This window comes from Rhizobiaceae bacterium, from assembly GCA_023953835.1.
GTDB lineage: Bacteria > Pseudomonadota > Alphaproteobacteria > Rhizobiales > Rhizobiaceae > Mesorhizobium_G.
Window position 1 is genome coordinate 1,013,850 of record JAMLJB010000001.1, and the last position, 23,390, is coordinate 1,037,239.

22 protein-coding genes are annotated in these 23,390 nt (G+C 63.5%); 13 read left to right on the forward strand and 9 right to left on the reverse strand.

The window, feature by feature from the left end; translation table 11 throughout:
* Nucleotides 1-84: 84 nt before the first annotated feature.
* From M9924_04765 to lpdA, 4 genes are read left to right on the forward strand one after another with little or no spacing between them, the layout of a single operon-like run.
* On the forward strand, nucleotides 85-1,317 hold the full coding sequence (locus tag M9924_04765; GenBank protein ID MCO5063710.1) for a 3-methyl-2-oxobutanoate dehydrogenase (2-methylpropanoyl-transferring) subunit alpha: 1,233 nt from the start codon (nucleotides 85-87) through the stop codon (nucleotides 1,315-1,317).
* A gap of 4 nt (nucleotides 1,318-1,321) precedes the next feature.
* Complete coding sequence (locus M9924_04770) at nucleotides 1,322-2,335, forward strand: alpha-ketoacid dehydrogenase subunit beta (protein MCO5063711.1); 1,014 nt, start codon at nucleotides 1,322-1,324, stop codon at nucleotides 2,333-2,335.
* 3 nt (nucleotides 2,336-2,338) lie between these two features.
* Nucleotides 2,339-3,619: a 2-oxo acid dehydrogenase subunit E2 gene (locus tag M9924_04775; protein MCO5063712.1), complete on the forward strand. Its 1,281-nt coding sequence runs from the start codon at nucleotides 2,339-2,341 to the stop codon at nucleotides 3,617-3,619.
* A gap of 4 nt (nucleotides 3,620-3,623) precedes the next feature.
* A complete protein-coding gene (gene lpdA, locus M9924_04780) occupies nucleotides 3,624-5,021 on the forward strand; it encodes a dihydrolipoyl dehydrogenase (GenBank protein MCO5063713.1) in 1,398 nt (465 codons plus the stop codon).
* A gap of 349 nt (nucleotides 5,022-5,370) precedes the next feature.
* On the opposite strand, the gene M9924_04785 is transcribed toward lpdA, so the two are convergent.
* From M9924_04785 to dut, 4 genes are all read right to left on the reverse strand, one after another.
* Entirely contained in the window at nucleotides 5,371-6,363 is a 993-nt protein-coding gene (locus M9924_04785) for an adenosine kinase (GenBank protein MCO5063714.1), read from the reverse strand.
* Between the two features lie 64 nt (nucleotides 6,364-6,427).
* Nucleotides 6,428-6,805 carry a hypothetical protein gene (locus M9924_04790; protein ID MCO5063715.1) on the reverse strand — a complete coding sequence of 126 codons (378 nt, stop codon included), beginning with the start codon at nucleotides 6,803-6,805 and terminating at the stop codon, nucleotides 6,428-6,430.
* Nucleotides 6,802-7,800, reverse strand: coding sequence for a proline racemase family protein (locus tag M9924_04795; protein MCO5063716.1), 999 nt, complete (start codon nucleotides 7,798-7,800; stop codon nucleotides 6,802-6,804). The genes M9924_04790 and M9924_04795 overlap by 4 nt, the downstream gene beginning before the upstream one ends.
* Before the next feature lie 29 nt (nucleotides 7,801-7,829).
* Complete coding sequence (gene dut / locus M9924_04800; GenBank protein MCO5063717.1) at nucleotides 7,830-8,327, reverse strand: dUTP diphosphatase; 498 nt, start codon at nucleotides 8,325-8,327, stop codon at nucleotides 7,830-7,832.
* Between the two features lie 143 nt (nucleotides 8,328-8,470).
* Between dut and M9924_04805 the strand changes: the two genes are divergently transcribed.
* The 7 genes from M9924_04805 (at nucleotide 8,471) to M9924_04835 (ending at nucleotide 17,995) form a co-directional block, all read left to right on the forward strand.
* Nucleotides 8,471-9,265, forward strand: coding sequence for a class II glutamine amidotransferase (locus M9924_04805; protein ID MCO5063718.1), 795 nt, complete (start codon nucleotides 8,471-8,473; stop codon nucleotides 9,263-9,265).
* A gap of 64 nt (nucleotides 9,266-9,329) precedes the next feature.
* Nucleotides 9,330-10,922, forward strand: a complete 1,593-nt coding sequence (locus M9924_04810) for a peptide chain release factor 3 (protein ID MCO5063719.1) — start codon at nucleotides 9,330-9,332, stop codon at nucleotides 10,920-10,922.
* A 67-nt stretch (nucleotides 10,923-10,989) separates the two neighbouring features.
* Nucleotides 10,990-13,773 carry a [protein-PII] uridylyltransferase gene (locus M9924_04815; protein ID MCO5063720.1) on the forward strand — a complete coding sequence of 928 codons (2,784 nt, stop codon included), beginning with the start codon at nucleotides 10,990-10,992 and terminating at the stop codon, nucleotides 13,771-13,773.
* Nucleotides 13,774-13,985: 212 nt separating this feature from the next.
* The gene (murJ, locus tag M9924_04820; protein MCO5063721.1) at nucleotides 13,986-15,584 is read left to right on the forward strand and encodes a murein biosynthesis integral membrane protein MurJ; all 1,599 of its coding nucleotides are present in this window, start codon (nucleotides 13,986-13,988) and stop codon (nucleotides 15,582-15,584) included.
* A gap of 78 nt (nucleotides 15,585-15,662) precedes the next feature.
* Complete coding sequence (gene trpS, locus M9924_04825; protein MCO5063722.1) at nucleotides 15,663-16,730, forward strand: tryptophan--tRNA ligase; 1,068 nt, start codon at nucleotides 15,663-15,665, stop codon at nucleotides 16,728-16,730.
* 68 nt (nucleotides 16,731-16,798) lie between these two features.
* Nucleotides 16,799-17,290 carry a universal stress protein gene (locus M9924_04830; GenBank protein ID MCO5063723.1) on the forward strand — a complete coding sequence of 164 codons (492 nt, stop codon included), beginning with the start codon at nucleotides 16,799-16,801 and terminating at the stop codon, nucleotides 17,288-17,290.
* A gap of 132 nt (nucleotides 17,291-17,422) precedes the next feature.
* The gene (locus M9924_04835) at nucleotides 17,423-17,995 is read left to right on the forward strand and encodes a NifU family protein (protein ID MCO5063724.1); all 573 of its coding nucleotides are present in this window, start codon (nucleotides 17,423-17,425) and stop codon (nucleotides 17,993-17,995) included.
* A gap of 85 nt (nucleotides 17,996-18,080) precedes the next feature.
* Here M9924_04835 and M9924_04840 read toward each other — a convergent pair whose 3' ends face one another.
* The gene (locus M9924_04840) at nucleotides 18,081-18,695 is read right to left on the reverse strand and encodes a L,D-transpeptidase (protein MCO5063725.1); all 615 of its coding nucleotides are present in this window, start codon (nucleotides 18,693-18,695) and stop codon (nucleotides 18,081-18,083) included.
* A gap of 236 nt (nucleotides 18,696-18,931) precedes the next feature.
* Here M9924_04840 and cueR point away from each other — a divergent pair, with 236 nt between their 5' ends.
* Complete coding sequence (cueR, locus tag M9924_04845) at nucleotides 18,932-19,324, forward strand: Cu(I)-responsive transcriptional regulator (protein ID MCO5063726.1); 393 nt, start codon at nucleotides 18,932-18,934, stop codon at nucleotides 19,322-19,324.
* On the opposite strand, the gene M9924_04850 is transcribed toward cueR, so the two are convergent.
* From M9924_04850 to M9924_04860, 3 genes are all read right to left on the reverse strand, one after another.
* Nucleotides 19,319-21,469 (reverse strand): tetratricopeptide repeat protein, encoded by a 2,151-nt coding sequence (locus M9924_04850; protein MCO5063727.1) that lies wholly within the window; start codon nucleotides 21,467-21,469, stop codon nucleotides 19,319-19,321. The two genes, cueR and M9924_04850, sit on opposite strands and share 6 nt — an antisense overlap.
* Before the next feature lie 162 nt (nucleotides 21,470-21,631).
* Nucleotides 21,632-21,826, reverse strand: a complete 195-nt coding sequence (locus M9924_04855; GenBank protein ID MCO5063728.1) for a type II toxin-antitoxin system HicA family toxin — start codon at nucleotides 21,824-21,826, stop codon at nucleotides 21,632-21,634.
* Between the two features lie 10 nt (nucleotides 21,827-21,836).
* Nucleotides 21,837-22,271: a DUF1902 domain-containing protein gene (locus tag M9924_04860; GenBank protein MCO5063729.1), complete on the reverse strand. Its 435-nt coding sequence runs from the start codon at nucleotides 22,269-22,271 to the stop codon at nucleotides 21,837-21,839.
* 9 nt (nucleotides 22,272-22,280) lie between these two features.
* On the opposite strand from M9924_04860, the gene M9924_04865 reads away from it, so the two are divergent.
* Nucleotides 22,281-22,781, forward strand: a complete 501-nt coding sequence (locus tag M9924_04865) for an MmcB family DNA repair protein (GenBank protein ID MCO5063730.1) — start codon at nucleotides 22,281-22,283, stop codon at nucleotides 22,779-22,781.
* A 7-nt stretch (nucleotides 22,782-22,788) separates the two neighbouring features.
* Here M9924_04865 and M9924_04870 read toward each other — a convergent pair whose 3' ends face one another.
* Nucleotides 22,789-23,349, reverse strand: a complete 561-nt coding sequence (locus tag M9924_04870; GenBank protein ID MCO5063731.1) for an ActR/PrrA/RegA family redox response regulator transcription factor — start codon at nucleotides 23,347-23,349, stop codon at nucleotides 22,789-22,791.
* Between the last annotated feature and the right edge of the window lie 41 nt (nucleotides 23,350-23,390).

Genomic DNA, 23,390 nt, shown 5'->3' on the forward strand with positions numbered 1-23,390 from the left:
TGAAAACACCTTGAAAAGCACCCAGAAGCGTGGCCGACTGACAAGGTGAAGCCTCACCAAGTCCAGTCGACCGGGAGGATGACAATGGCCGACAGCGCGCCGCTACGCTTTCATGTGCCCGAGCCGGAGGTGCGACCCGGCGACACGCCCGATTTCTCAAAAGTCGTGATTCCGGAAGCTGGATCGGTGGAACGGCCGCCGGTCGATGCGGAACCGGAATCGATCCGCAAGCTCGCCTTTTCAATCATCCGCGTGCTCAACCGCAAGGGCGAAGCGGTCGGCCCATGGGCGGGTGCGCTGACGGATGCGGAGCTGACCGACGGGCTGCGCCACATGATGACGCTACGCGCCTTCGATGCGCGCATGCAGATGGCGCAGCGGCAGGGCAAGACGTCCTTCTACATGCAGCATCTGGGCGAGGAAGCGGTCTCCACAGCGTTCCGCAAGGCGCTCGAAAAGGGCGACATGAACTTTCCGACCTACCGGCAGGCGGGGCTCCTGATTGCCGATGCCTATCCGATGGTCGACATGATGAACCAGATCTTCTCCAACGACCATGACCCACTCAAGGGACGGCAATTGCCGGTCATGTATTCGTCGCGCGAGCACGGCTTCTTCACGATCTCCGGCAATCTGGCGACGCAATTCGTGCAGGCCGTGGGCTGGGCGATGGCTTCGGCGATCAGCGGCGATACGCGCATCGCGGCGGCGTGGATCGGCGATGGCTCGACCGCGGAAAGCGATTTCCATTCCGCGCTGGTCTTTGCCTCGACCTACAAGGCGCCCGTCATCCTGAACGTCGTCAACAACCAGTGGGCCATCTCGACCTTCCAGGGCATTGCGCGCGGCGGCGCGGGAACATTCGCGGCGCGCGGGCTGGGTTTCGGCATCGCCTCGCTGCGCGTGGATGGCAATGACTACCTTGCGGTGCATGCGGTCGCCAAATGGGCGGCGGAGCGAGCGCGCAGCAATCTCGGGCCGACGCTGGTCGAATATGTCACCTACCGCGCGGGCGCGCATTCCACCTCCGACGACCCGTCTGCCTATCGTCCCAAGACGGAATCGGACGCCTGGCCGCTGGGCGACCCGATCCTGCGGCTCAAGAACCATCTGATCGTGCGCGGAATCTGGAGCGAGGAGCGCCACAAGCAGGCCGAGGCCGAGGTGATGGACGGCGTGATCGCCGCGCAGAAGGAGGCCGAGCGGCACGGCACGCTGCATTCCGGCGGCAAGCCCTCCGTGCGCGACATCTTCGAGGGGCTTTACGAGGAAATGCCGCCGCACCTGCGTCGCCAGCGCCAGCAGGCAGGAGTCTGACATCATGCCGCGCAAGACGATGATCGAGGCGATCCGCGACGGGCTCGACGTGATGATGGACCGCGACAAGCGCGTCGTGGTCTATGGCGAGGATGTCGGCTATTTCGGCGGCGTGTTCCGCTGCACGGCGGGATTGCAGGCGAAATACGGCAAGACGCGCTGCTTCGACGCGCCGATCAACGAATCCGGCATCGTGGGCACAGCCATCGGCATGGCCGCCTACGGCCTGCGCCCCTGCGTCGAAATCCAGTTCGCGGACTATATGTATCCGGCCTACGACCAGCTTACGCAGGAAGCCTCGCGGCTGCGCTATCGCTCGGCAGGCGACTTCACCTGCCCGCTCGTCGTGCGCATGCCGACCGGCGGCGGCATTTTCGGCGGCCAGACGCACAGCCAGTCGCCGGAGGCGCTGTTCACCCACGTCTCCGGCCTGAAAACCGTTGTGCCGTCCAACCCCGTCGATGCGAAGGGCCTGCTTATCGCGGCAATCGAGGACCCTGATCCGGTGATCGTGCTGGAGCCGAAGCGGCTCTACAACGGCCCGTTCGACGGGCATCACGACCGCCCCGTCACATCGTGGTCCAAGCATGAGCTGGGCGAGGTGCCGGACGGGCATTATGTGGTGCCGCTCGGCAAGGCGGCGATCCGCCGCGAGGGCGCGGCCGTGACCGTGCTGGCTTACGGCACCATGGTGCATGTGGCGCTGGCCGCGGCGGAGGAAACCGGCATCGACGCCGAAGTGATCGACCTGCGCACGCTGGTGCCGCTCGACCTCGACACGATTGTCGCCTCAGTGAACAAGACCGGACGCTGCGTGGTGATCCACGAGGCAACCACGACGTCCGGCTATGGCGCGGAACTCGTGGCGCTGGTGCAGGAACATTGTTTCTATCGGCTGGAAGCACCGATCGGACGCGTCGCCGGCTGGGACACACCCTACCCCCATGCGCAGGAATGGGACTATTTCCCCGGCCCTGCCCGCGTCGGGCGCGCGCTCGTCGAAGCGATGGAGGCCTGAGCGATGGGTGAATATGTCATCAAGCTTCCCGATGTCGGCGAAGGCGTGGCGGAAGCCGAACTCGTCGAATGGCAGGTGAAGGTCGGCGACCTCGTGCGCGAGGACGCGGTGCTTGCCGCCGTGATGACCGACAAGGCGACCGTGGAAATCCCCTCGCCCGTCGATGGCAAGGTGATCTGGCTCGGCGCGGACATCGGCGACACGGTGGCCATCGGCTCGCCCATCGTCCGGCTGGAAGTGGCGGGCGACGGCAACGCCAAGGCCGGTGACGCGCCCGCGCCTGTCCCAGAACAGCCGACGAAAGCGCCGGAGCCGGTCGCGCAGCCCGCCCCGCCGCGGCAGGAGGAACCGCCGGCAGCGCCGAAACCGGCGGCGGTTCGCGCCATGACCGGCGCGCCGCGCGCGGAAGGCGAAAAGCCTCTCGCCTCGCCCGCCGTGCGGCTGAGAGCGCGGGAGGCGGGCGTGGACCTGCGGCAGGTGGCGGGCTCCGGCCCGGCCGGGCGGATAACCCATGAGGACCTCGACGGCTTCATCGCGCGCGGGCCGCAGCCTGCCGCGAAGGGCGGCGGGCTGGTCCAGAACATGGCGGTGCAGGAAATCAAGGTTGTCGGGCTGCGCCGCAAGATCGCGGAGAAGATGCGGCTGGCGAAATCGCGCATCCCGCACATCACCTATGTTGAGGAAGTGGACATGACGGCGCTGGAGGACCTGCGCGCCGCGCTCAACAAGGACAAGCGCGCCGACCGGCCCCGGCTGACATTGCTGCCCTTCCTGATGCGCGCCATGGTGAAGGCAATCGGCGAGCAGCCGCAGCTCAACGCGCTGTTCGACGACGATGCGGGCGTGATCTATCAGCATGGTGGTATCCATATCGGCATGGCCGCGCAGACCGCCAGCGGGCTGATGGTCCCGGTCATCCGACACGCGGAGGCGCGCGACCTCTGGGACTGCGCGACGGAGGTCAACCGGCTCTCGGAGGCGGCGAAATCGGGCACCGCGACGCGCGAGGAACTCACGGGATCGACGATCACGATTACCTCGCTTGGCGCGATGGGAGGCATCGCGACGACGCCGGTCATCAACTATCCCGAGGTGGCCATTGTCGGCGTCAACAAGATGGCGGTGCGTCCCATGTGGGACGGCACGCAGTTCGTGCCGCGCAAGATGATGAACCTCTCCTCCTCCTTCGACCACAGGGTGATCGACGGATGGGATGCCGCGGTGTTCGTGCAGCGCGTCAAGGCGCTGATGGAAACCCCCGCTCTCATTTTCGTGGAGGGCTGACATGATGAAGGAAATCACCTGCAAGCTGCTGGTCATCGGGGCCGGGCCGGGCGGCTATGTCTGCGCGATCCGGGCGGGCCAGCTTGGCATCGATACGGTGATCGTGGAGGCGAAGAAGCCGGGCGGCACCTGCCTGACCATCGGCTGCATTCCCTCCAAGGCGCTGATCCATGCAGCGGAGGAGTTCGAAAAGGCCACGCATTACGCGGAAGGCGACAGCCCGCTCGGCATCAGCGCCTCCGCGCCGAAGCTCGACTTCGCCCGGACGATTGCATGGAAGGATGGGATCGTTAGCCGTCTTACAGGCGGCGTTTCCGGGCTGCTGAAGAAGGCAAGAGTCAAGGTCGTCAGCGGATGGGCCACGTTCCGCGACGGAAAGACGGTGGCGGTGGAAACCGAAATCGGCACGCAGGTGATCCGCGCGGAAACGGTGGTGATCGCCACCGGATCGGTGCCGGTCGAACTGCCCTTCCTGCCCTTTGGAGGGAATGTCATTTCCTCCACGGAGGCGCTTTCGCTGGCCGAAGTACCGAAAACGCTCGCCGTGGTCGGCGGCGGCTATATCGGCCTCGAACTTGGCACGGCATTCGCGAAAATGGGATCGAAAGTGACCATCGTGGAGGCGCTGCCGCGCCTGCTTGCGACCTATGACGCGGAACTGACGCGTCCGGTCGTCAAGCGACTGGCTGCCCTCGGTGTGACCGTGATGACGGGCGCGAAAGCGAAGGGACTTTCGAAGAAAGGCGATGCGCTGCTGGTCGAAACCGCAGACGGCAAGGAAGAAAAGATCGCTGCCGAAAAGGTGCTGGTCACGGTGGGCCGCAAGCCGCTCACCGAAGGCTGGGGGCTGGATCAGCTCGACCTCGACATGGCGGGAAAATTCCTGCGCATCGACGACCAGTGCCGCACATCCATGCGCGGCGTGTACGCCATTGGCGACGTGACAGGCGAACCCATGCTGGCGCACAGGGCCATGGCGCAGGGCGAGATGGTGGCCGAGATCGTCGCGGGGCAAAAGCGCGTGTGGGACAAGCGCTGCATTCCGGCGATCTGCTTCACCGATCCCGAAGTGCTCTCGGTCGGCCTGACGCCGGACGAGGCGAAGGCAGTAGCGGGCGAGGTGAAGATCGGCCTGTTTCCATTCGCCGCCAACGGTCGGGCCATGACCAAGCTCGCCGAGGACGGTTTCGTGCGCGTCGTGGCACGGGCGGACAACCATCTGGTGCTCGGCATCCAGGCGGTCGGACAGGGTGTGTCGGAGCTTTCGGCCGCGTTCGGACTGGCGGTCGAGATGGGCGCGCGTCTCGAGGACATCGCCGGAACCATCCACGCGCATCCCACCCAAGGCGAGGCTTTTCAGGAAGCCGCGCTCAAGGCACTCGGACACGCTCTGCATATTTGAAGGTCGGCGCTGCCCCTCATCCGCCTGCCGGCACCTTCTCCCACAAGGGGAGAAGGGGATGTCATTCGCGGCGGCTTCAATCTCCAACGTTGCAGAAGGGGCGAGACGATGGAACTTCGTCCTTCTCCCCTTGTGGGAAAAGGTGCTGGCAGGCGGATGAGGAGCGGAGCAAGCGCGGCAAGGTCAGCACTGCCCCTCACCCTTACCCGTTCCGGGGCGAGCCACGGGTCTCGCCCGTCCTTCGGACCCCCGTAAAAACGGGGCGAGGGAAACACCCGCGTTGAAGATTATCGTCCTTCTCCCCTTGTGGGAGAAGGTGGCGGTAGCCGGATGAGGGGTCGTGCAAGCGTTACAGCAACCCGGCCTTCACCGCTTCCTCGCGCAAACTCTGGCGGGGTCGCGGGCCGATCTGCTCGATCACGAGACCGGCAGCCAGCGACCCGAGATCGCCGCAGCGCTTGAGGTCCAGGCCCTGCGTGTAGCCGAACAGCACGCCCGCCGCGTAGAGGTCACCCGCGCCCGTGGTATCCACCACCTGGCGTACCGTGCGCGGCTCGATTTCATAGGTCTCGTCGCCGCGCACGATGAGCGAGCCTTTTTCGGAGCGCGTGACCGCGGCCAGACGGCAATCCTTGCGGATGAGATCTACGGCTGTCTCGAATGATGAGGTTTCGTACAGCGACCTGATTTCGTGACTGTTGGCGAACACGATGTCGACGGTGCCGGACCGCATGAGGTCAAGAAATTCGTCGCGATAGCGCGCAACGCAGAAGGAATCGGACAGCGTCATCGAGACTTCGCGGCCCGCCGCATGCGCATAGTCGGCGGTCATGCGGATGGCTTCCTTGGCGCGCGGCGGGTCCCAGAGATAGCCCTCGAAATAGGTGACCTTCGAACCGCGTGCCTTGTCCTCCTCGACATCTTCCGGCCCCAGTTCCACGCAGGCGCCGAGATAGGTGTTCATCGAACGCTCGCCGTCGGGCGTGACGAAGATCATCGAGCGCGCCGTGGGCGGCGGGCCGACAAGCGGCTGCGTGTCGAAAGCGACACCCTGCGCGCGGATGTCGTGGGTGTAGATTTCGCCGAGCTGGTCCTGCGCGATCTTGCCGAAGAACGCGGCCCTCGCACCGAAGCTGGCGACGCCCGCCGCGGTGTTTCCGGCGCTGCCGCCCGACGCCTCGATCGCCGGCCCCATGCGGTTGTACAGGAGGTCTGCACGCTCCGCGTCGATGAGGTTCATCGCGCCCTTGATGATTCCGTTCTCGACCAGGAATGCTTCGTCGCCGTGCGAAATGATATCGACAATCGCATTGCCGATACAAAGAACGTCATACTTGCTCATGCGCGCCCCAACAGTGCCACGCGCGCGGGTCTAAAGACTTTCAGGAGCAAAGAAAAGCCGGAATTCAGTTGCCGACCGGAGCGAAGTTGATCCGCAACTCGCGCCATTTGTCATAGGCCTTGGGGTGCCGGGCAACGCTGTCGAACGGCGCGCACCGTTCAACCGCGCTGATGGCGCTGGTCGCAAGCGCCCTTGCCGCCTTGTCCTGCGGCAGCGCGACGGCAAGAGGCTTGCGCGCCAGCGAGCCGTCCTTCCTGAGCATCACCTGAATCGTGACGGGCTTCGGCAACTTTCCCTCGATGGACGGCATGGTCCAGCAGGGAGCGATTTCGGATTGCAACAGCATGATGAGCTGCATCTGCATGGCGTCGGGAAGCTTGGCGGCCAGCGCGGGCGCAGGCATCGCGGCGGCGAGAAGGATCAAGATGACCGGCGCTTTCATCGCAGCAGGAATCCCTTGCCGAGCTCGTCACCCTCCTCCAGCGTGTATTCGGCCCGTCCCGTATAATACGCTCGCCCACCCACCCGCGCAACGATCGCGTCATGATGGCCGAGCCGCGACCGTCGCATCACCTCGCCGGAAAAATGCGCGCCCGTGATGCTCTCGAACAGCCGGGTTTCGCCTTCCGCGATTTCGCCCTTGGCATGCATCGCGGCAAGGCGCGCGGTGACGCCGGAGCCGGTCGGCGAGCGGTCGACCTCGGCATCGGCGAACACGCAGACATTGCGCGTCGCCACGCCGTCGCTTCCGTCACCGCCATCGGTGAGGATCGTCCCGTACAGGAAGCCGAGGTCTGCATGTTCGGGATGGACGATGGCATGGGTGCGTTTCACGGCTTCGGTGAGCGCCGTTGCGGCGTCCACGAATTCGCGGACGCGGCTTGCGCCGAAGGCCAGCCCCCATTGCGCGCAATCGGCCAGCGCGTAGAACGCGCCGCCATATGCGATGTCGAATTCGACCGGGCCGATGCCCGGCAGTTCGATGCGACAATCGCGCGCCAGCAGAAAGGCCGGAACGCTCTCGAACGTCACCATGCCGGCCTTGCCGTTTTCCACCATAACGGACGCGGCCACCAGTCCGCATGGACATTCGATGTTGACCGTGGTCAGCGGCTCGACCGGCGACACGATCCCCTGGTCCACCGCATATCTGGCAAGCGCGATGACGGCGTGACCGCACATCGTCGAATAGCCTTCATTGTGCATGAAGAGCACGGCGAGATGCGCGTCAGGCAGCGACGGCTTGACCAGAATCACGCCGTACATGTCGAAATGCCCGCGCGGTTCAAAGATGAGCAGCTTGCGGAACCCGTCCAGCCGGTCGCGCGCATGGGCCCGCTTTTCGAGAATCGTCGCGCCCGGAATCTGCGGGTATCCGCCCGTGACAATGCGGACCGGCTCGCCGCCCGTGTGCATGTCCACCACGGAAAGCGTCATGTGGTTTGGCCTGACATGTTTTCTCCTGCTCAGGCCGTTCCGGTGGAACCGAACCCTCCGGCGGCGCGCCCGGTCGCCATGCCGAGGTCGCGCTCGGAAACAATGGCGCGCGCCACCGCGGCGAACACGATCTGCGCGATGCGCATGCCGCGCGTCACCGCGAAATCTTCGTCGCCGAGATTGACGAGCAGCACCTTCACCTCGCCGCGATAGTCGCTGTCTATGGTGCCGGGCGTGTTGAGGCAGGTGATGCCGTGCTTGAGCGCGAGGCCCGAGCGCGGCCGGATTTGCCCTTCGAAGCCATCCGGTATTTCCATGACGAGGCCGGTCGGAACCAGCGCGCGTTTGCCCGGCAGGATGAGCAGCGGCCTGTCCTCGGGAACCGCGGCGCGCAGGTCCATACCCGCCGCTCCGGCGGTTTCATAGGCGGGCAAGGCAAGGCCGTCGGCGTGCGGCAGGCGCACGATGCCGACATGGGGGCCGACATGGGGGCCGGTTTCAGGACGACCGTCTCGCACGAGTTCCATGGGCACATGCTATTGGCGTCCGGCCAAGCCGGGTCAATCGCAAAAGATACCGGCAAGAGGGATATCCACGGCAACCTCAGTTTAACCTTGCCAATGCCATAATTTTCGTTCCAGAAGGCGACGGGGCAATTGGGAATAGTACGATGTGCAGGTGGGCGGCCTATGTGGGCGAACCGGTTTTCCTCGAACAGATCGTAACCGCGCCCTGCCACTCGCTCATCGCGCAAAGCCACCACGCGCTGGAAGCCAAGACGCCGACCAACGGCGACGGGTTCGGCGTGGCGTGGTATGGCGAGCACCCCGAGCCGGGTCTTTATCGCGACATCCTGCCCGCATGGTCCGATCCCAACCTGAAGAGCCTTTGCCGCCAGATCAGTTCGCCGCTTTTCCTGGCCCATGTGCGCGCCTCGACCGGCGGCGCCACGAGCCGCATGAACTGCCACCCCTTCGTGCTCGACCGATGGAGCTTCATGCACAACGGCCAGATCGGCGGTTTCGACAGGCTGCGGCGCAGGCTGGAAGCCGAGATTTCCGACGAGCTTTACGACCGGCTCGAAGGCACGACCGATTCCGAACTGCTGTTCCTGCTGATGGTGCAGAACGGCCTCGACCGCGATCCGGCGGGTGCGGCGCGGCGCGCCGTGGCGCTGGTGATCGATGCCGCGCGGCGGGCGGGCATCGCGCCGCATGTGCGGCTGACCTCCGCCTTTTCGAACGGCGAGGCGCTCTACGCCATACGCTACGCGACCGACGCATTCGCGCCGACGCTCTATTTCGCCAACACCGCCGAAAGCGGGCGATGCCTCGTTTCGGAACCCTTCGACCAGGACGCATGCCGGTGGCAGGCGGTCGCGCCCAACAGTTTCGTGACCGCGACGCGGCTGGACATCGCAATCGAACCCTTCATGTCCGATGTGGCCGCCCCGGCGGCTGCGTGAACGCGATTGCTCGACATGAGCCGGCCTGATGGCTATATGCCGTTCACCCGAACGGAATCCTGATATGGCAGAGACAATCGAGAAGGCGGTCGCCCGCCGCCGTACATTCGCGATCATCGCGCACCCGGACGCCGGCAAGACCACGCTGACAGAAAAGCTGCTGCTGTTCGGCGGCGCGATCCAGCTTGCGGGTGAGGTCAAGGCCAAGAAGGACCGCATGAACACGCGGTCCGACTGGATGAAGATCGAGCGCGAGCGCGGCATTTCGGTCGTCACGTCGGTGATGACCTTCGAGTATGGCGACAATGTCTTCAACCTGCTCGACACGCCCGGCCACGAGGATTTCGCGGACGACACTTACCGCACGCTCTCGGCGGTCGACAGCGCGGTCATGGTGATCGACGCCGCGAAGGGCATCGAGCCGCGCACGCTGAAGCTCTTCGAGGTGTGCCGCCTGCGCGACATTCCCATCGTCACCTTCGTCAACAAGATGGACCGCGAAAGCCGCGACCCGTACGAGATACTGGACGAGATCGAGCAGAAGCTCGCGCTCGACACCGCGCCGATCACCTGGCCGATCGGCAGCGGCAAGACATTTGCCGGCACCTACCACCTTGCCGCGAATGCCGTGCGGCGCGGGGACGAGGAGGTCGAGCGGCAGAAGGTCAACGGACCGGATTCCAATCGCGTCGCGGGGCTGCTTCCCGAAAACGATCGCGAGGCCTTCATCGAGGAACTGGAGCTTGCGCGCGAGGCGTGCCGCCCGTTCGACCGGACGGCCTTCCTCGAAGGACATCTGACGCCGGTTTTCTTCGGCTCGGCGCTGCGCAATTTCGGCGTGCGCGACCTGATCGAGGCGCTGGGCGAATGGGCGCCGCCGCCGCGCGACCAGGAGGCGGACACGCGCACCGTGCACGCGACGGAAGGCAAGATGACCTCCTTCGTGTTCAAGATCCAGGCGAACATGGACCCGAACCATCGCGACCGTATCGCATTCGTGCGCGTCTGCTCCGGCACGCTGGAACGCGGCATGAAGGCCAAGCTGGTGCGCACCGGCAAGCAGTTGAGCCTGACCGCGCCGCAGTTTTTCTTCGCGCGCAGCCGCGTGACCGCCGACGAAGCCTTTCCGGGCGACGTGGTGGGCATTCCCAACCACGGCACCCTGCGCATCGGCGATACGCTGACCGAAGGCGAGGACGTGCTGTTCCGGGGCGTGCCGAACTTCGCGCCGGAAATCCTGCGCCGCGTGCGGCTGGGCGACGCCATGAAGGCGAAGAAGCTCAAGGAAGCGTTGCAACAGATGGCCGAGGAAGGCGTCGTGCAGCTTTTCCAGCCGGAGGACGGCTCGCCGGCCATCGTCGGCGTGGTGGGCGCGCTGCAGCTCGACGTGCTGAAGGAGCGCCTCGCCGCCGAATACGGCCTGCCGGTCGATTTCGAGATGTCGCGCTTTTCGGTCTGCCGCTGGATCGACGCGGGCGACCGCGCCGAGGTGCAGCGCTTCATCGACGCGCATCGCGGCGACATTGCGCGCGACCTCGACGGCGACCCGGTGTTCCTCGCCCAGCATGCGTTTTCGCTGAACTACGAGGCCGAACGCTGGAAGGCGATCCGCTTCACCGACGTGAAGGACTATCAGGTCCGCGCCGAAGCCGCATAAGCACTAACCCTTCCAGCCCCGGACGAAACCGTTTATAGACCGCGCCGGTTGAAATGAACGAGTACGAATGGCAACCCTTGATTCGCTTATCGATCCGGACGCGCTTCGCTCCGGACTGACGGCCCTCACCGCAAGGTCGGACGGCGACGGTTCCAGTTCCGCGACGCGCGCACAGGTGCTGACGATCCTGAAGGAGGAACTGCGCGCCGGCAGAGCCGAGGCCGAGGCCGGGCTGACGCGCACCGGCGACGGCACGCGCTGCGCCGAGCGGCTTTGCCAGCTCATGGATGAGCTTATTCGCGTCATCTACGATTTCGCCGTGCAGCATGTCTACCGCTCCAAGAACCCCTCGACCGCGGAGCGCATGGCGATTGTCGCTGTCGGCGGTTACGGTCGCGGGCTGCTGGCGCCGGGTTCGGACATCGACCTGCTTTTCGTGCTGCCCTACAAGCAGACGCCGTGGGGCGAGCAGGTCGTCGAATACATGCTCTACATGCTGTGGGACATGGGCCTGAAGGTTGGCCACGCCACGCGCAACGTGGACGAGTGCCTGCGCCAGTCCGAGGCGGATATGACGATCCGAACGTCCATACTGGAAGCGCGCTACATCTGGGGCGAGAGGTCCCTGTTCGATGAGCTTGTGCAGCGTTTCGACGACGAGATCGTGCGCAACACCGGCCCTGAATTCGTGCAGTCGAAACTGGCCGAGCGCGACGCGCGCCACTCCAAGGGCGGCGAAAGCCGCTACCTTGTCGAGCCGAATGTGAAGGACGGCAAGGGTGGCCTGCGCGACCTGCACACGCTGTTCTGGATCGGCAAATATTTCTACCGCGTGCGCGACCCGGAGGAACTGGTCGAAAAGGGCGTGTTCACCCGGCAGGAATATCTGCAGTTCAAGAAGGCGGAAGCCTTTCTCTGGGCGGTGCGCTGCCACATGCATTTCTTTGCCGGCAAAGCCGAGGAGCGGCTGCATTTCGACATGCAGCGCGAGATCGCCGCGCGGCTCGGCTATACCGACCATCCCGGGCTTTCGGCCGTCGAGCGGTTCATGAAGCACTATTTCCTCGTCGCCAAGGATGTCGGCGACCTGACGCGCATCTTCTGCGCGGCGCTGGAAGAAGAGCAGGCCAAGCACGTGCCCGGCTTCAACCGCATCTTCGCGACCTTCTCGCGCCGCAAGCGCAAGATCGCCGGCACCTCCGATTTCATCGTGGACAATCACCGCATCAATGTCGCGGATGACGATGTGTTCAGGCGCGATCCCGTCAACCTCCTTCGCCTGTTCTGGTTCGCCGACCGGCACGGTTTCGAATTCCACCCCGACGCGCTCAAGCTCTTGACGCGCTCGCTCAGCCTCGTGGACAAGAACCTGAGGCGCGACAAAGAAGCCAACCGGCTGTTCCTCGACATCCTCACCTCCGACCGCAACCCGGAGTTGAACCTGCGGCGCATGAACGAGGCTGGCCTGCTCGGCAAGCTCATTCCCGAATTCGGCCGAATCGTCGCGATGATGCAGTTTTCGATGTATCACCACTACACGGTGGACGAGCATCTGATCCGCTGCATCGGCGTGCTGTCGCAGATCGAGCACGGGCAGGGCGAGAAAATCCATCCGCTGACGCACACGCTGATGCCGGGGCTGCGCCGCTATCGCGAGGCGCTCTATGTCGCCGTGCTGCTGCACGATGTCGCCAAGGGCCGCCCGGAGGATCATTCCGAGGTGGGCGCGCGCATCGCCCGGCGCATCTGCCCGCATATGGGCATGTCGCCTGCCGACACCGAACTTGTTGCGTGGCTGGTGCAGAACCATCTCGTCATGTCGATGACCGCGCAGACGCGCGACCTGAACGACCGCAAGACCATCGACGATTTCGCCTCGATCGTGCAGTCGGTGGACAGGCTCAAGCTTCTGCTGGTGCTGACCGTCTGTGACATTCGCGGGGTCGGCCCCGGCGTCTGGAACGGCTGGAAGGGCCAGCTCCTGCGCACGCTCTACTACGAGACCGAGTTGCTTTTGACCGGCGGCTTCTCAGAAGTGTCGCGCGCCGAACGCACGCAGGCGGCCCGGCGGCGGCTGGAGGAAGCGCTGTCCGACTGGCCGGAGGGACTTGGCGCCAAATACGCCTCGCTGCACTACGACAACTATTTGCTGACCGTAGACCTTGCCGACCAGGTACGCCACGCAGAATTCATTCGCGACGCCGACGCGCGCGGGCGCAAGATGGCGACCATGGTGAAGGTCCATCGCTTCGAGGCTGTGACGGAAATCACCGTGCTGGCGCAGGACCATCCGCGCCTGCTGTCGGTGACGACCGGGGCCTGCGCTGCGGCGGGCGGCAACATCGTCGATGCGCAGATCTTCACCACCTCGGACGGGCGCGCGCTCGATACGATTCTCATCAGCCGCGAGTTCGACCACGACGAGGACGAGTTGAGGCGCGGCCAACGGGTCGGACAACTGATCGAGGATGTGCTGAGCGGCAAGAGCTGGCTGCCCGACATCATCGAAAAGCGCAAGGCAAAGCGCACCAGGGCATTCGTCATCGAGCCCCGCGCCGCCGTGCGAAACGCGCTTTCCAACCGCTTTTCGGTGATCGAAGTGGAGGGCCTCGACCGGCCCGGCCTGCTTTCGGAAATCACCGGCGCCTTGTCGGACCTGCTGCTCGACATCACCTCGGCGCATATCACCACATTCGGCGAGAAGGTAATCGATACCTTCTACGTGACCGATCTTACCGGCCAGAAGATCGAAAACCCGTCGCGGCAAAAGGCCATTCAGGCCCGCCTGCTCCAGATACTGCGCGGCAACAAGGCAGCGGAAAAGAACCGCGCCGCCGCGACGGCGAAATAGATGCAGGTGACGGCGCCATACCCCTCATTCGCCTGCCGGCACCTTCTCCCACAAGGGGAGAAGGCAGACTTCGCCAGTGCTTCGCTCATTTTGCATTTTCGGCGATTGAACCGGGCGCGGACGAAATCCGCCTTCTCCCCTTGCGGGAGAAGGTCGCGGCAGCGGGATGAGGGGTTTCGCCGCCCCCTTTCCGCACGGCCCGGAATCCGTCCATGAGCCTTGCCAAAAAATTCGCGACGGTCGCCTCGGGCACGCTGATGAGCCGCATTCTGGGCTTCACGCGCGAAATGTTCATGGCGGCGGCGCTCGGCACCGGACCGATCGCCGATGCGTTCAACGCCGCGTTCCAGTTTCCGAACACCTTCCGCAGGCTGTTTGCCGAGGGCGCGTTCAACTCGGCCTTCGTGCCGCTCTTCGCCAAGGAGATCGAGGCCAACGGAACGGAGGGCGCCAAGCGCTTTTCCGAGGAGGTGTTCGGCGTACTTTTCACCACGCTGCTGGCGCTGACCATCGTCATGGAACTGTCGATGCCGCTGATCGTTCGCTTTGTGGTTGCGCCGGGCTTTGTGAATTATCCGCAGAAATACGACATGGCGGTAAGCCTCGCCACGATCATGTTCCCCTACCTGATCTGCATGTCGCTGGCGGCGATGATGAGCGGCATGCTCAATTCTCTCAGGAGATATTTCGCCGCCGCCGTCGCGCCGGTCTTTCTAAACATCATCCTGATCGCCGTGCTCGCCTATGCCTGGTATTACGGGATGCCGGACACGGATATCGGCTATGCGCTGGCCTGGGGCGTGCTCGCAGCCGGTGTCGTGCAACTGGCCATCGTGTGGGGAGCCGTACGGCATGCGGGCATTTCGATCGGCTTTCGCCGTCCGCACCTGACGCCAAACGTCAAGCGGCTGCTGCTGCTGGCGCTGCCTGCCGCCATCACGGGCGGCATCACGCAGATCAACACGCTGGTGGGAACGGCCATCGCGTCGAGTGTCAGCAGTGCCGTTTCCTCGCTCGCTTATGCCGACCGGATCTATCAGTTGCCGCTTGGCGTTGTCGGCATCGCGGTTGCCATCGTGCTGTTGCCGGAATTGTCGCGCGCACTGAAAGCAGGCAACCGGCTGGAGGCGGACAATTTGCAGAACCGCTCGGTCGAGTTCACGCTGTTCCTGACGCTTCCGGCGGCGGCGGCGCTGGTGGTGATTTCCGAGCCGATCGTGCGCGTCCTTTATGAGCGCGGCCAGTTCGCCGCCACCAACAGCACGCCGACCGTATCCGCGATCCTCGCCATATTCGGCCTGGGCCTGCCCGCCTTCGTGCTGATCAAGGCGTTCACGCCCGGCTTTTTCGCGCGCGAGGACACGCGCACCCCGATGATTTTTGCCGCCATTTCGGTCGGCGTGAACCTGGCGCTGGCGATCACATTGCTGCCGCGCATCGGCGCGCCCGGCATCGCGGTGGCGTCGGTGGTGTCGGGATGGCTGAATGCGGCGATGCTGTTCGTGACGCTGGTGCGACGGGGGCACTGGGGGCAGGACGGGCCGCTGTTGAAACGCATTCCGCGCCTGTTCCTGGCGTCCGTACTGATGGCCGCCGCGCTCTGGTACGGAAACGGCCTTCTTGCGCCCTACCTCCACAGCAGCGTGCGGCTCACCACGCAAGCGATAGCGCTTGCCATTCTCTCCGGGAGCGGCGCGCTGGTCTATTTCGCCGCCGCCTTCGGGCTGGGCGGCACGGACATCGGCATGGTGCAGCGCAACATCCGTCGCAAGGCTGGCATATCGGACGAAACGAATACGGAGCTTGATTGAGCGCGCCGCATCGGTCATAAGCCGCTCGCGATTTTCGCCGCGCGCGAAACGGCCCTCCACAAGCCACGAGGAATTGACATGTCCGCCTTCAAACCGCTCGTCTTTTCGGGCGTCCAGCCGACCGGCAATCTGCATCTGGGAAACTATCTCGGCGCGATCCGCCGCTTTGTCGCGCTGCAGGACAGCTATGACTGCATTTATTGCGTCGTGGACCTGCATTCGCTGACCGCGCAACTCGTGCATGAGGACCTTGAGGACCAGACGCGAGCAATCACGGCGGCCTATCTCGCGTCGGGCATCGATCCGAAGAAGCACATCGTGTTCAACCAGAGCCGCGTGCTGCAACACGCCGAACTGGCTTGGATATTCAACTGCGTGGCCCGCATTGGCTGGATGAACCGCATGACGCAGTTCAAGGACAAGGCCGGCAAGGATCGCGAGAATGCGTCGCTCGGCCTTTTGGCCTATCCGAGCCTGATGGCTGCGGACATATTGCTCTACCGGGCGACCCATGTGCCGGTGGGCGAAGACCAGAAACAGCATCTGGAGCTGACCCGCGACATCGCGCAGAAATTCAACAACGACTTTTCGGCGCGGATTGAGGCGCGCGGGCTGGGCGTCGAGATGAAGGTCGGCGACGAGACCGTGAGCGGCTATTTTCCGATCACCGAGCCGGTGATCGGCGGACCCGCCGCGCGCATCATGTCGCTGCGCGACGGCTCGAAGAAGATGTCGAAGTCGGATGCTTCGGACCTGTCGCGTATCAACCTGACCGACGATGCGGACACGATCTCGAAGAAAATCAAAAAGGCCAAGACCGATCCCGACGCGCTGCCGAGCGAGGTGGAAGGGCTGGCCGGACGGCCGGAAGCCGAGAATCTCGTCGGCATCTATGCGGGGCTGGCCGACATTTCCAAGGAGCAGGTGCTGCGCGAGTTCGGCGGGAAGCAGTTCTCGATCTTCAAGCCAGCACTGGCGGAGCTTGCTGTGGTGACGATGGCGCCCATCGCCGAGGACATGCGCCGCATCAGCGCCGACCGTGCCTATGTGGACGATGTGTTGCGCGACGGCGGCGACCGTGCGCGGGCGCTGGCCGAGACGACGATGCGGGATGTGCGCTCCATCATCGGCCTGCTTCAGGACTAGGCCTGCTTGCGGACCGGACCGCCGAATGGCAGATTGCCGGCAAAAGAGGGAAATCGGAAACCACACTCATGGTATCCAAGCGACTGAGCCGCGAGGCGGGACATCGGCGCAAATTTCTTGCCATTATCGATGATACGCCCGAATGCGAGCGCGCCGTCGCCTATGCGTCGAAGCGCGCGCTCAACACGAACGGCGTCGTGGTGCTGCTCTATGTGATCGATCCGAGCGACTTCCAGCAATGGCTGGGCGTCGAGCGCATCATGCGGGAAGAAGCAACCGCCACAGCCAATGCGGCTCTGGACACGGCCGCGCAGAAGATCAGGACGACCCTCGGCATCGAGCCCGAACTCGTGGTTCGCGAAGGCAAGGCGACCGAGGAAATCCACAAGCTGATCGAGGACGACCAGGACATCGCGATCCTCGTCCTGGCGGCAGGCAGCAACAAGGAGGGCCCAGGGCCGCTGGTCGCCTCCATCGCAGGCAAATCCGCGGCCTTCCCCATTCCCGTCACGGTCGTGCCGATGAACCTCTCCGATGAGGAAATCGACAGCCTGACCTGATCCGGCGCGATGGTCTCGCAATCGTCCGTCGAACCTTCTATATACAGGCCACATGGACTTGAACGCGACGGCGTTCCGGTTTATTTTAGAACCGTTCTAAGAATTGAGCGCGAACCGCGCGGAGTTTTCGCCATGTTCATCCAGACCGAAGCCACGCCGAATCCGGCGACCTTGAAGTTTCTCCCGGGCCGCGAGGTGCTTGTGGACGGCACGGCGGATTTTCGCGATGCCGACATCGCGGCCGCCGCTTCGCCGCTGGCCGGGCGTCTGTTCGACATTCCCGGCGTGACCGGCGTTTTCTTCGGCTATGATTTCATCACCGTCAGCAAGGACGGGCCCGACTGGCAGCATTTGAAGCCGGCCATACTGGGCGCGATCATGGAGCACTTCATGACCGGCGCTCCGGTCATGGCCAACACCGCGCCGCGCCAGTCCGAGACCGATCAGGCGGACGAGTTCTACGACAAGGAGGACGAGGAAATCGTCCTGACGATCAAGGAACTGCTCGACACGCGCGTGCGTCCTGCCGTGGCGCAGGACGGCGGCGACATCACCTTCCGCGGCTATGAAAACGGCACCGTGTTCCTGAACATGAAGGGCGCATGCGCCGGCTGCCCCTCCTCCACCGCAACGCTCAAGCACGGCATCCAGAACCTGCTTCGCCACTTCGTGCCAGAAGTTCAGCAGGTCGAGCAGGTCGCCTAGGCCGTAGATAACGGCTCGCAAACGCAAAAAAGCCGGGCTTTGCCCGGCTTTTCAGTACGCTGGTCCTTGTTGCCGGACGGTTCGCTTACAGCACAATCACTTTCGCGCCGACACTGGCGCGGTCATACAGATCAATAATGTCCTGATTCATCAGGCGGATGCAGCCCGAAGACATGGCCTTGCCGATCGACCACCATTCGGGGGTGCCGTGCAGCCGGTAGCCGGTGTCGCCGCCCTTGTTGAACAGATAGAGGGCGCGGGCGCCGAGCGGATTCTTCAATCCACCCGGCTGTCCGCCCGCCCATTTCGCCAATTCCGGCTGACGCTTGATCATCGGAGCCGGAGGGGTCCATGTCGGCCATTCGCGCTTGAGCGCGACACGGGCCGTTCCCTTCCACTCAAACCCTTCGCGGCCAACGCCGATGCCGTAGCGAACGGCCTTGCCATTGGGCAGGATGAAAAAGAGAAACTTTCTGTTTGTATCGACAACGATGGTGCCGGGCTGCTCGCTCGTGTCGTAGCGCACGACCTGCCGCCGGTACTGCGCGGGCACCTTGTAGATCGGGATTGCAGGCAGCGCATAGCCAAGATCGCGTTGCGCGCCATAGTTCGCGGTCACGAGTGTGGGCATGCTGTCGAAGCTGCACCCTGCAAGCGCGGTGCTCATCGCCAATGCCGCCAATGCCGCTTTCAATTTCATCCGTTCTCCCGCCAGGTCCCGGTTGATTCGGTCACATCATTGCCGCAATTGTTAAGCGGGCTGCCGTTTGCTTGCCAAGGTCGTCAACCCAATCTTTGCGCTCATCCATGTCGGGTCCCATGCCAATATGGTATTTCGGCAACAACCTTGCGTGGTAGCGCGCGATTGCGCCGGACTTTCACAGGGTACAGGGCCGGCGATTGCGATTCGAGTCACGGATTTGTGAGGTTTTTGCGATGAATGTTGGTCAAGCCGCCCGAAAATCCGGTCTTCCGGCCAAAACGATCCGCTATTACGAGGATATCGGCCTGATCGCGCCTGCCCGTGCATCGAACGGCTATCGCGACTATTCCAGCGACGACATCCATCGGCTGGCCTTTCTGAGGCGCGCCCGGGGACTTGGATTTTCAATCGACAATTGCCGCCAGCTCATGGCGCTCTATCAGGACCGCAGCCGCGCCAGCCAGGATGTGCGCATGATCGCGCTGGAGCACGTGGCCGAGATCGAGGAAAAGATCGGCGAGTTGGAGGCGATGCGAAAGACGCTTCAGCGCCTCGTCAGCGCCTGTCACGGCGACGAGCGCCCCGACTGCCCGATCCTCGACGACATTGCGGGCGAGCCGCTATAGCCGCCCGAACTTGGAGTCGTCGATGTCGGGAATGGTGATGTCCGCAGGCAGCTTGCCGGCAAAATAGCGATCGTAAGCCAACTCCAGTCCTGCCTCGAAATTCCGCGTATAGCGCACGGTGTCGAACAGCGGCCGCGCAAGGCGGTTGCGTTCGAGGCGCTTTCTTATCCTGTTCAGTTCTTCGGGGCGTGTCGCAAGGTCGAGGATCTTGGCCTCGTACTCTTCGCTGGTCCGTGTCACGAGTTCGCTAAGCCCGATCGCATTGAGCAGGCTGGCGGCGACACGTGCCGAAAACTGCCGGCCAATCCGCGTGACAATCGGCAGGCCGGTCCACAGCGCATCGCTCGCCGTCGTATGGGCGTTATAGTTGAAACAATCGACGACCAGATCTGCGTGTTGGAGCCGCGCCAGATGCTCCTCATGTGGCACCTTCTTGCTGAAAACCAGACGCGCCGGATCGACGCCGCGAGAGATGGCCTCCTGGCGCAGATTCTGCTCCATCCAGACGTTGGACGACAGGAGCCAGAGCACGCTTCCGTTCAGCTTGCCCAGAAGCCGCATCCATATGCTGAATTCCTCGGCGGTGATCTTGTAGGAATTGTTGAAGCAGCAGAAGACGAAGCCGTTTTCGGGCAGGCCGAAATCCGACCGGCCGGTGGAAATCGGCGCGATCTCGCGCTGATCGTCGTTCGGCTGGTAGGTGTGGGGCATGTACAGAATCTTCTCGGAATAAAATTGCCGAAGCTCCATCGGTATGATGGTCTTGTCGGCAATGATGTAATCCATCGCCTCGGTGGACATGGTGCCCGGATAGCCCAGATAATTTATCTGGATCGGCGCGAACCTGTAGCCGAACAACTCGGAGCGTGTGCCTGACGTGTAGCCCTTGAGGTCGATGGCGATGTCGAGGCGATGCGACCGCACCAGCTTGACGATGTCATGTGCGGAAAGCGATTCGATGTCGTGAAAGCGGAGGTCGCTATTGACGACCCTTTCGCGCTGGCGGCCTTCCTTGCCCAGCCCGTAGCTGTACATGAATATCTCGAAACGGTTCCTGTCGTGCTCCCGAATGAGGCCGGACATGAGGTAGAGCGTGGCATGTTCATGGATGTCGGATGAAAAATAGCCGATCCGCAGCCGGGCGGGCCGCGACACCGGGCGAGCAGGCAGCGGCAGCGGTGCGATGGCCCCGGCGCGACGCTTCCATTGATGGGCGGCGCGCCCTACCTGGCGCTCCGGGCTGTCCTGAAGCGACATCAGCCAGAACGGCGTGACGTCGTCGCCGGCCCGATCCGCGGCGGCGGCGACGTTCGGCACGAACCTGCACATGCGGGCCTCGGCGAACAGCTTTTGCGTCAGTGCGCTGTGCGATTCAGGGTTGAGACGCACGGCCTGATCGAAAGCTGCGACCGCATTCGGCAGATCTTCCATGCCGCACAGGACCGTTCCGAGATTGTCGTAGGCAGGGGCGAGATCGGGCTGAAGCTGGACCGCCTTCCTGAGCGCGTCGGCTGCAAGGCTCATTTCCATCAGCGCGAGGTGCTCCACACCTTTATTGTTCCACGCCTCGGCAGACTCGGGTTTCAAGCGGAGGAAGGCGTCATATGCGGCAAGAGCTGCCCTGTGCTCGCCCTTCGATACGAGCGCGCCCGCACGATTGTAGTGCGCGGCGGCATAGTTCGGCCTGATCGCGACGGCGCGATCGAAGGACGCGATTGCGCCGTCGACATCGCCGTTTCTGACCAGCAGAAGGCCGCGATGGAAATGCGCAGACGCGAGGCGCTCGTCGAGTTCCGCGGCGCGCGAAAAGGCATCGAGCGCCTCGTCGAATTTGTCCTGCGAGCGCAAGGCTATGCCGAGATTGAGGTACCCTGAAGCGAGGTTCGGATGATGCAGCACGGTCTGGCGCGCATATTCTTCCGCCTTCGCCTTGTTGCCGAGCCTGGCATTCGCCGAAACGCCAAGCGACAGCAGGGTGACCGATTTCGGAAACACATTGAGCAGCAGGTCGGCCTCCGAAGCGACCTGCTCGAAGTTCTCCTTCTTCAGGAGTTCTACAAGGGGTGTCGTGCAGTCCAGCGGAGGATCGAAGCTCTGGCTGTCGTCCACAGCCGGACCGGAAAGAACCGAATTGGCACCGTTCAAGAAACGCCTCCCGAATTGAGGTGTTTCTACATTAGGAAATTATGTTTCCCTGTTCAATTCCGTATTCATGAGCAGCTTGCGGAAGGCGATTGTTTTCGTGATGGGCGTACTCGTCGACTTATCGCCATGGCTTCCCGGCAGCATTTTGCCTGCGGCTATATCTCAAAACTTGAAGTCGATCCCTGCCTGCTTCAGGACGGCGTTTGCCGTGTGCCGCGACTTGATGTTGCCGTCCACGTCGAATTTCTTTCCGGCGGTCGGATTCCACCAGACTTCATGGTCGCCTTTTCCCTGACGGAAAAACTCGCAACCATGCTCACGCAGCTTCTTCTTGAGGTCGGGCGTAAATCCAGGCACTTGTCGCCGCTCAGCAATGCGCGATTGCCTTGACGTCCGTCGAGAACGAGAATGGGATATCCGAATTGGCTGGCTCCGCCACGCCGTTCAGTTCCAGCATTTCCGGAACCATGCGGACCAGCTTTTCCAGCAAAGCATCCATCGTGGGGGCTTCAGTGGCTAGCCCGGGTACATCGGTATCCTCGACATACCAGACCTTGGCCTCGTCATCCCAGGCGGCTTTTACAAAATACTGCGTGTCCATTCGCTCTGCCTGTACCGCCCCCTCGTACAAGTCCCCCGCCAAGGCTATCTTCATATGCCCATTCACCTCACGGGATGTCAATGCGAACACGAAAAGTCCAATGCGGCCAATGGGCAGTGCATCACCATCAATGCAGGATGATCTGCGCGATATGCAATCGCCCAGCGGAATCCAGTTCAAAACGTGAACAAAGCATGCCATGTTGAGTCCATGCCAATTGTTTCGCCGATAGCTTCCAATCCCCTGGCCGATGGCCGTCAGTCCGAGCGCGCCATGCTGGTGAGGCGTGGCGTGCAGCGCCTGCTGACCGACATGGGAATGCATGTGCTGCCCGAACTTTGCCTGGCATCGGGACGGCGCGCCGATCTCGTGGCGCTGACCCGGCATGGCGACATCTGGATCATCGAGGTGAAATCCTCCGTCGAAGATTTTCGGGTGGACCGCAAATGGCCCGAATACAGGTTGCATTCGGACAGGTTCTTCTTCGCGACGCATCCCGGTGTGCCGATGGAGATATTTCCGCAGGAATGCGGCTTCATTCTCTCCGACGGCTATGGGGCGGAGATATTGCGCGACGCGCCGGAACACAGGCTGGCCGCCGCCACGCGCAAGGCGCTGATGCTGCGGCTTGCGCGCGCAGGCGCCGCGCGGCTGCTTGCGGCCGAGCTTGCGGGTGTCTCGATTGCCGCGCTCGATGGCGAAAGCGAGTAGCGCTCCGTCAGCGCGGCGCGCGCTTGGCCAAAATGCGCTGGAGCGTCCTGCGATGCATGTTGAGCCGCCTCGCCGTTTCGGAAACATTGCGGTCGCACATCTCGAAAACGCGTTGGATGTGCTCCCAGCGAACACGGTCGGCGGACATCGGGTTTTCGGGCGGAGCCGCGCGCTGCTCCCCGCTGTTGGTCAATGCTGCAAAAACATCGTCGGCGTCGGCGGGCTTGGAGAGATAGTCGATGGCGCCGAGCTTCACGGCGGTGACGGCGGTGGCGATGTTGCCGTAGCCCGTGAGGATCACCGCGCGCGCATCGGACCGCTTGTCGCGGATCGCGGCGACCACGTCGAGACCGTTTCCGTCGCCAAGCCGCATGTCGACCACCGCATAGGCGGGCGGGTTGGACTTGGCCTTGGCCACCGCTTCGGCCACGCTTTCCGCCGTGTCCACGACGAAGCCGCGCGCTTCCATCGCGCGCGCAAGCCGCGTCACGAACGGCTTGTCGTCGTCCACCAGCAAAAGCGACGTGTCATCACCGGTGACCTGTGGCGTGTTCGTCTCTGTGCTCATTTTCAACCACTGCTGCCTTTTTCTTGATCACTTATAGCCAG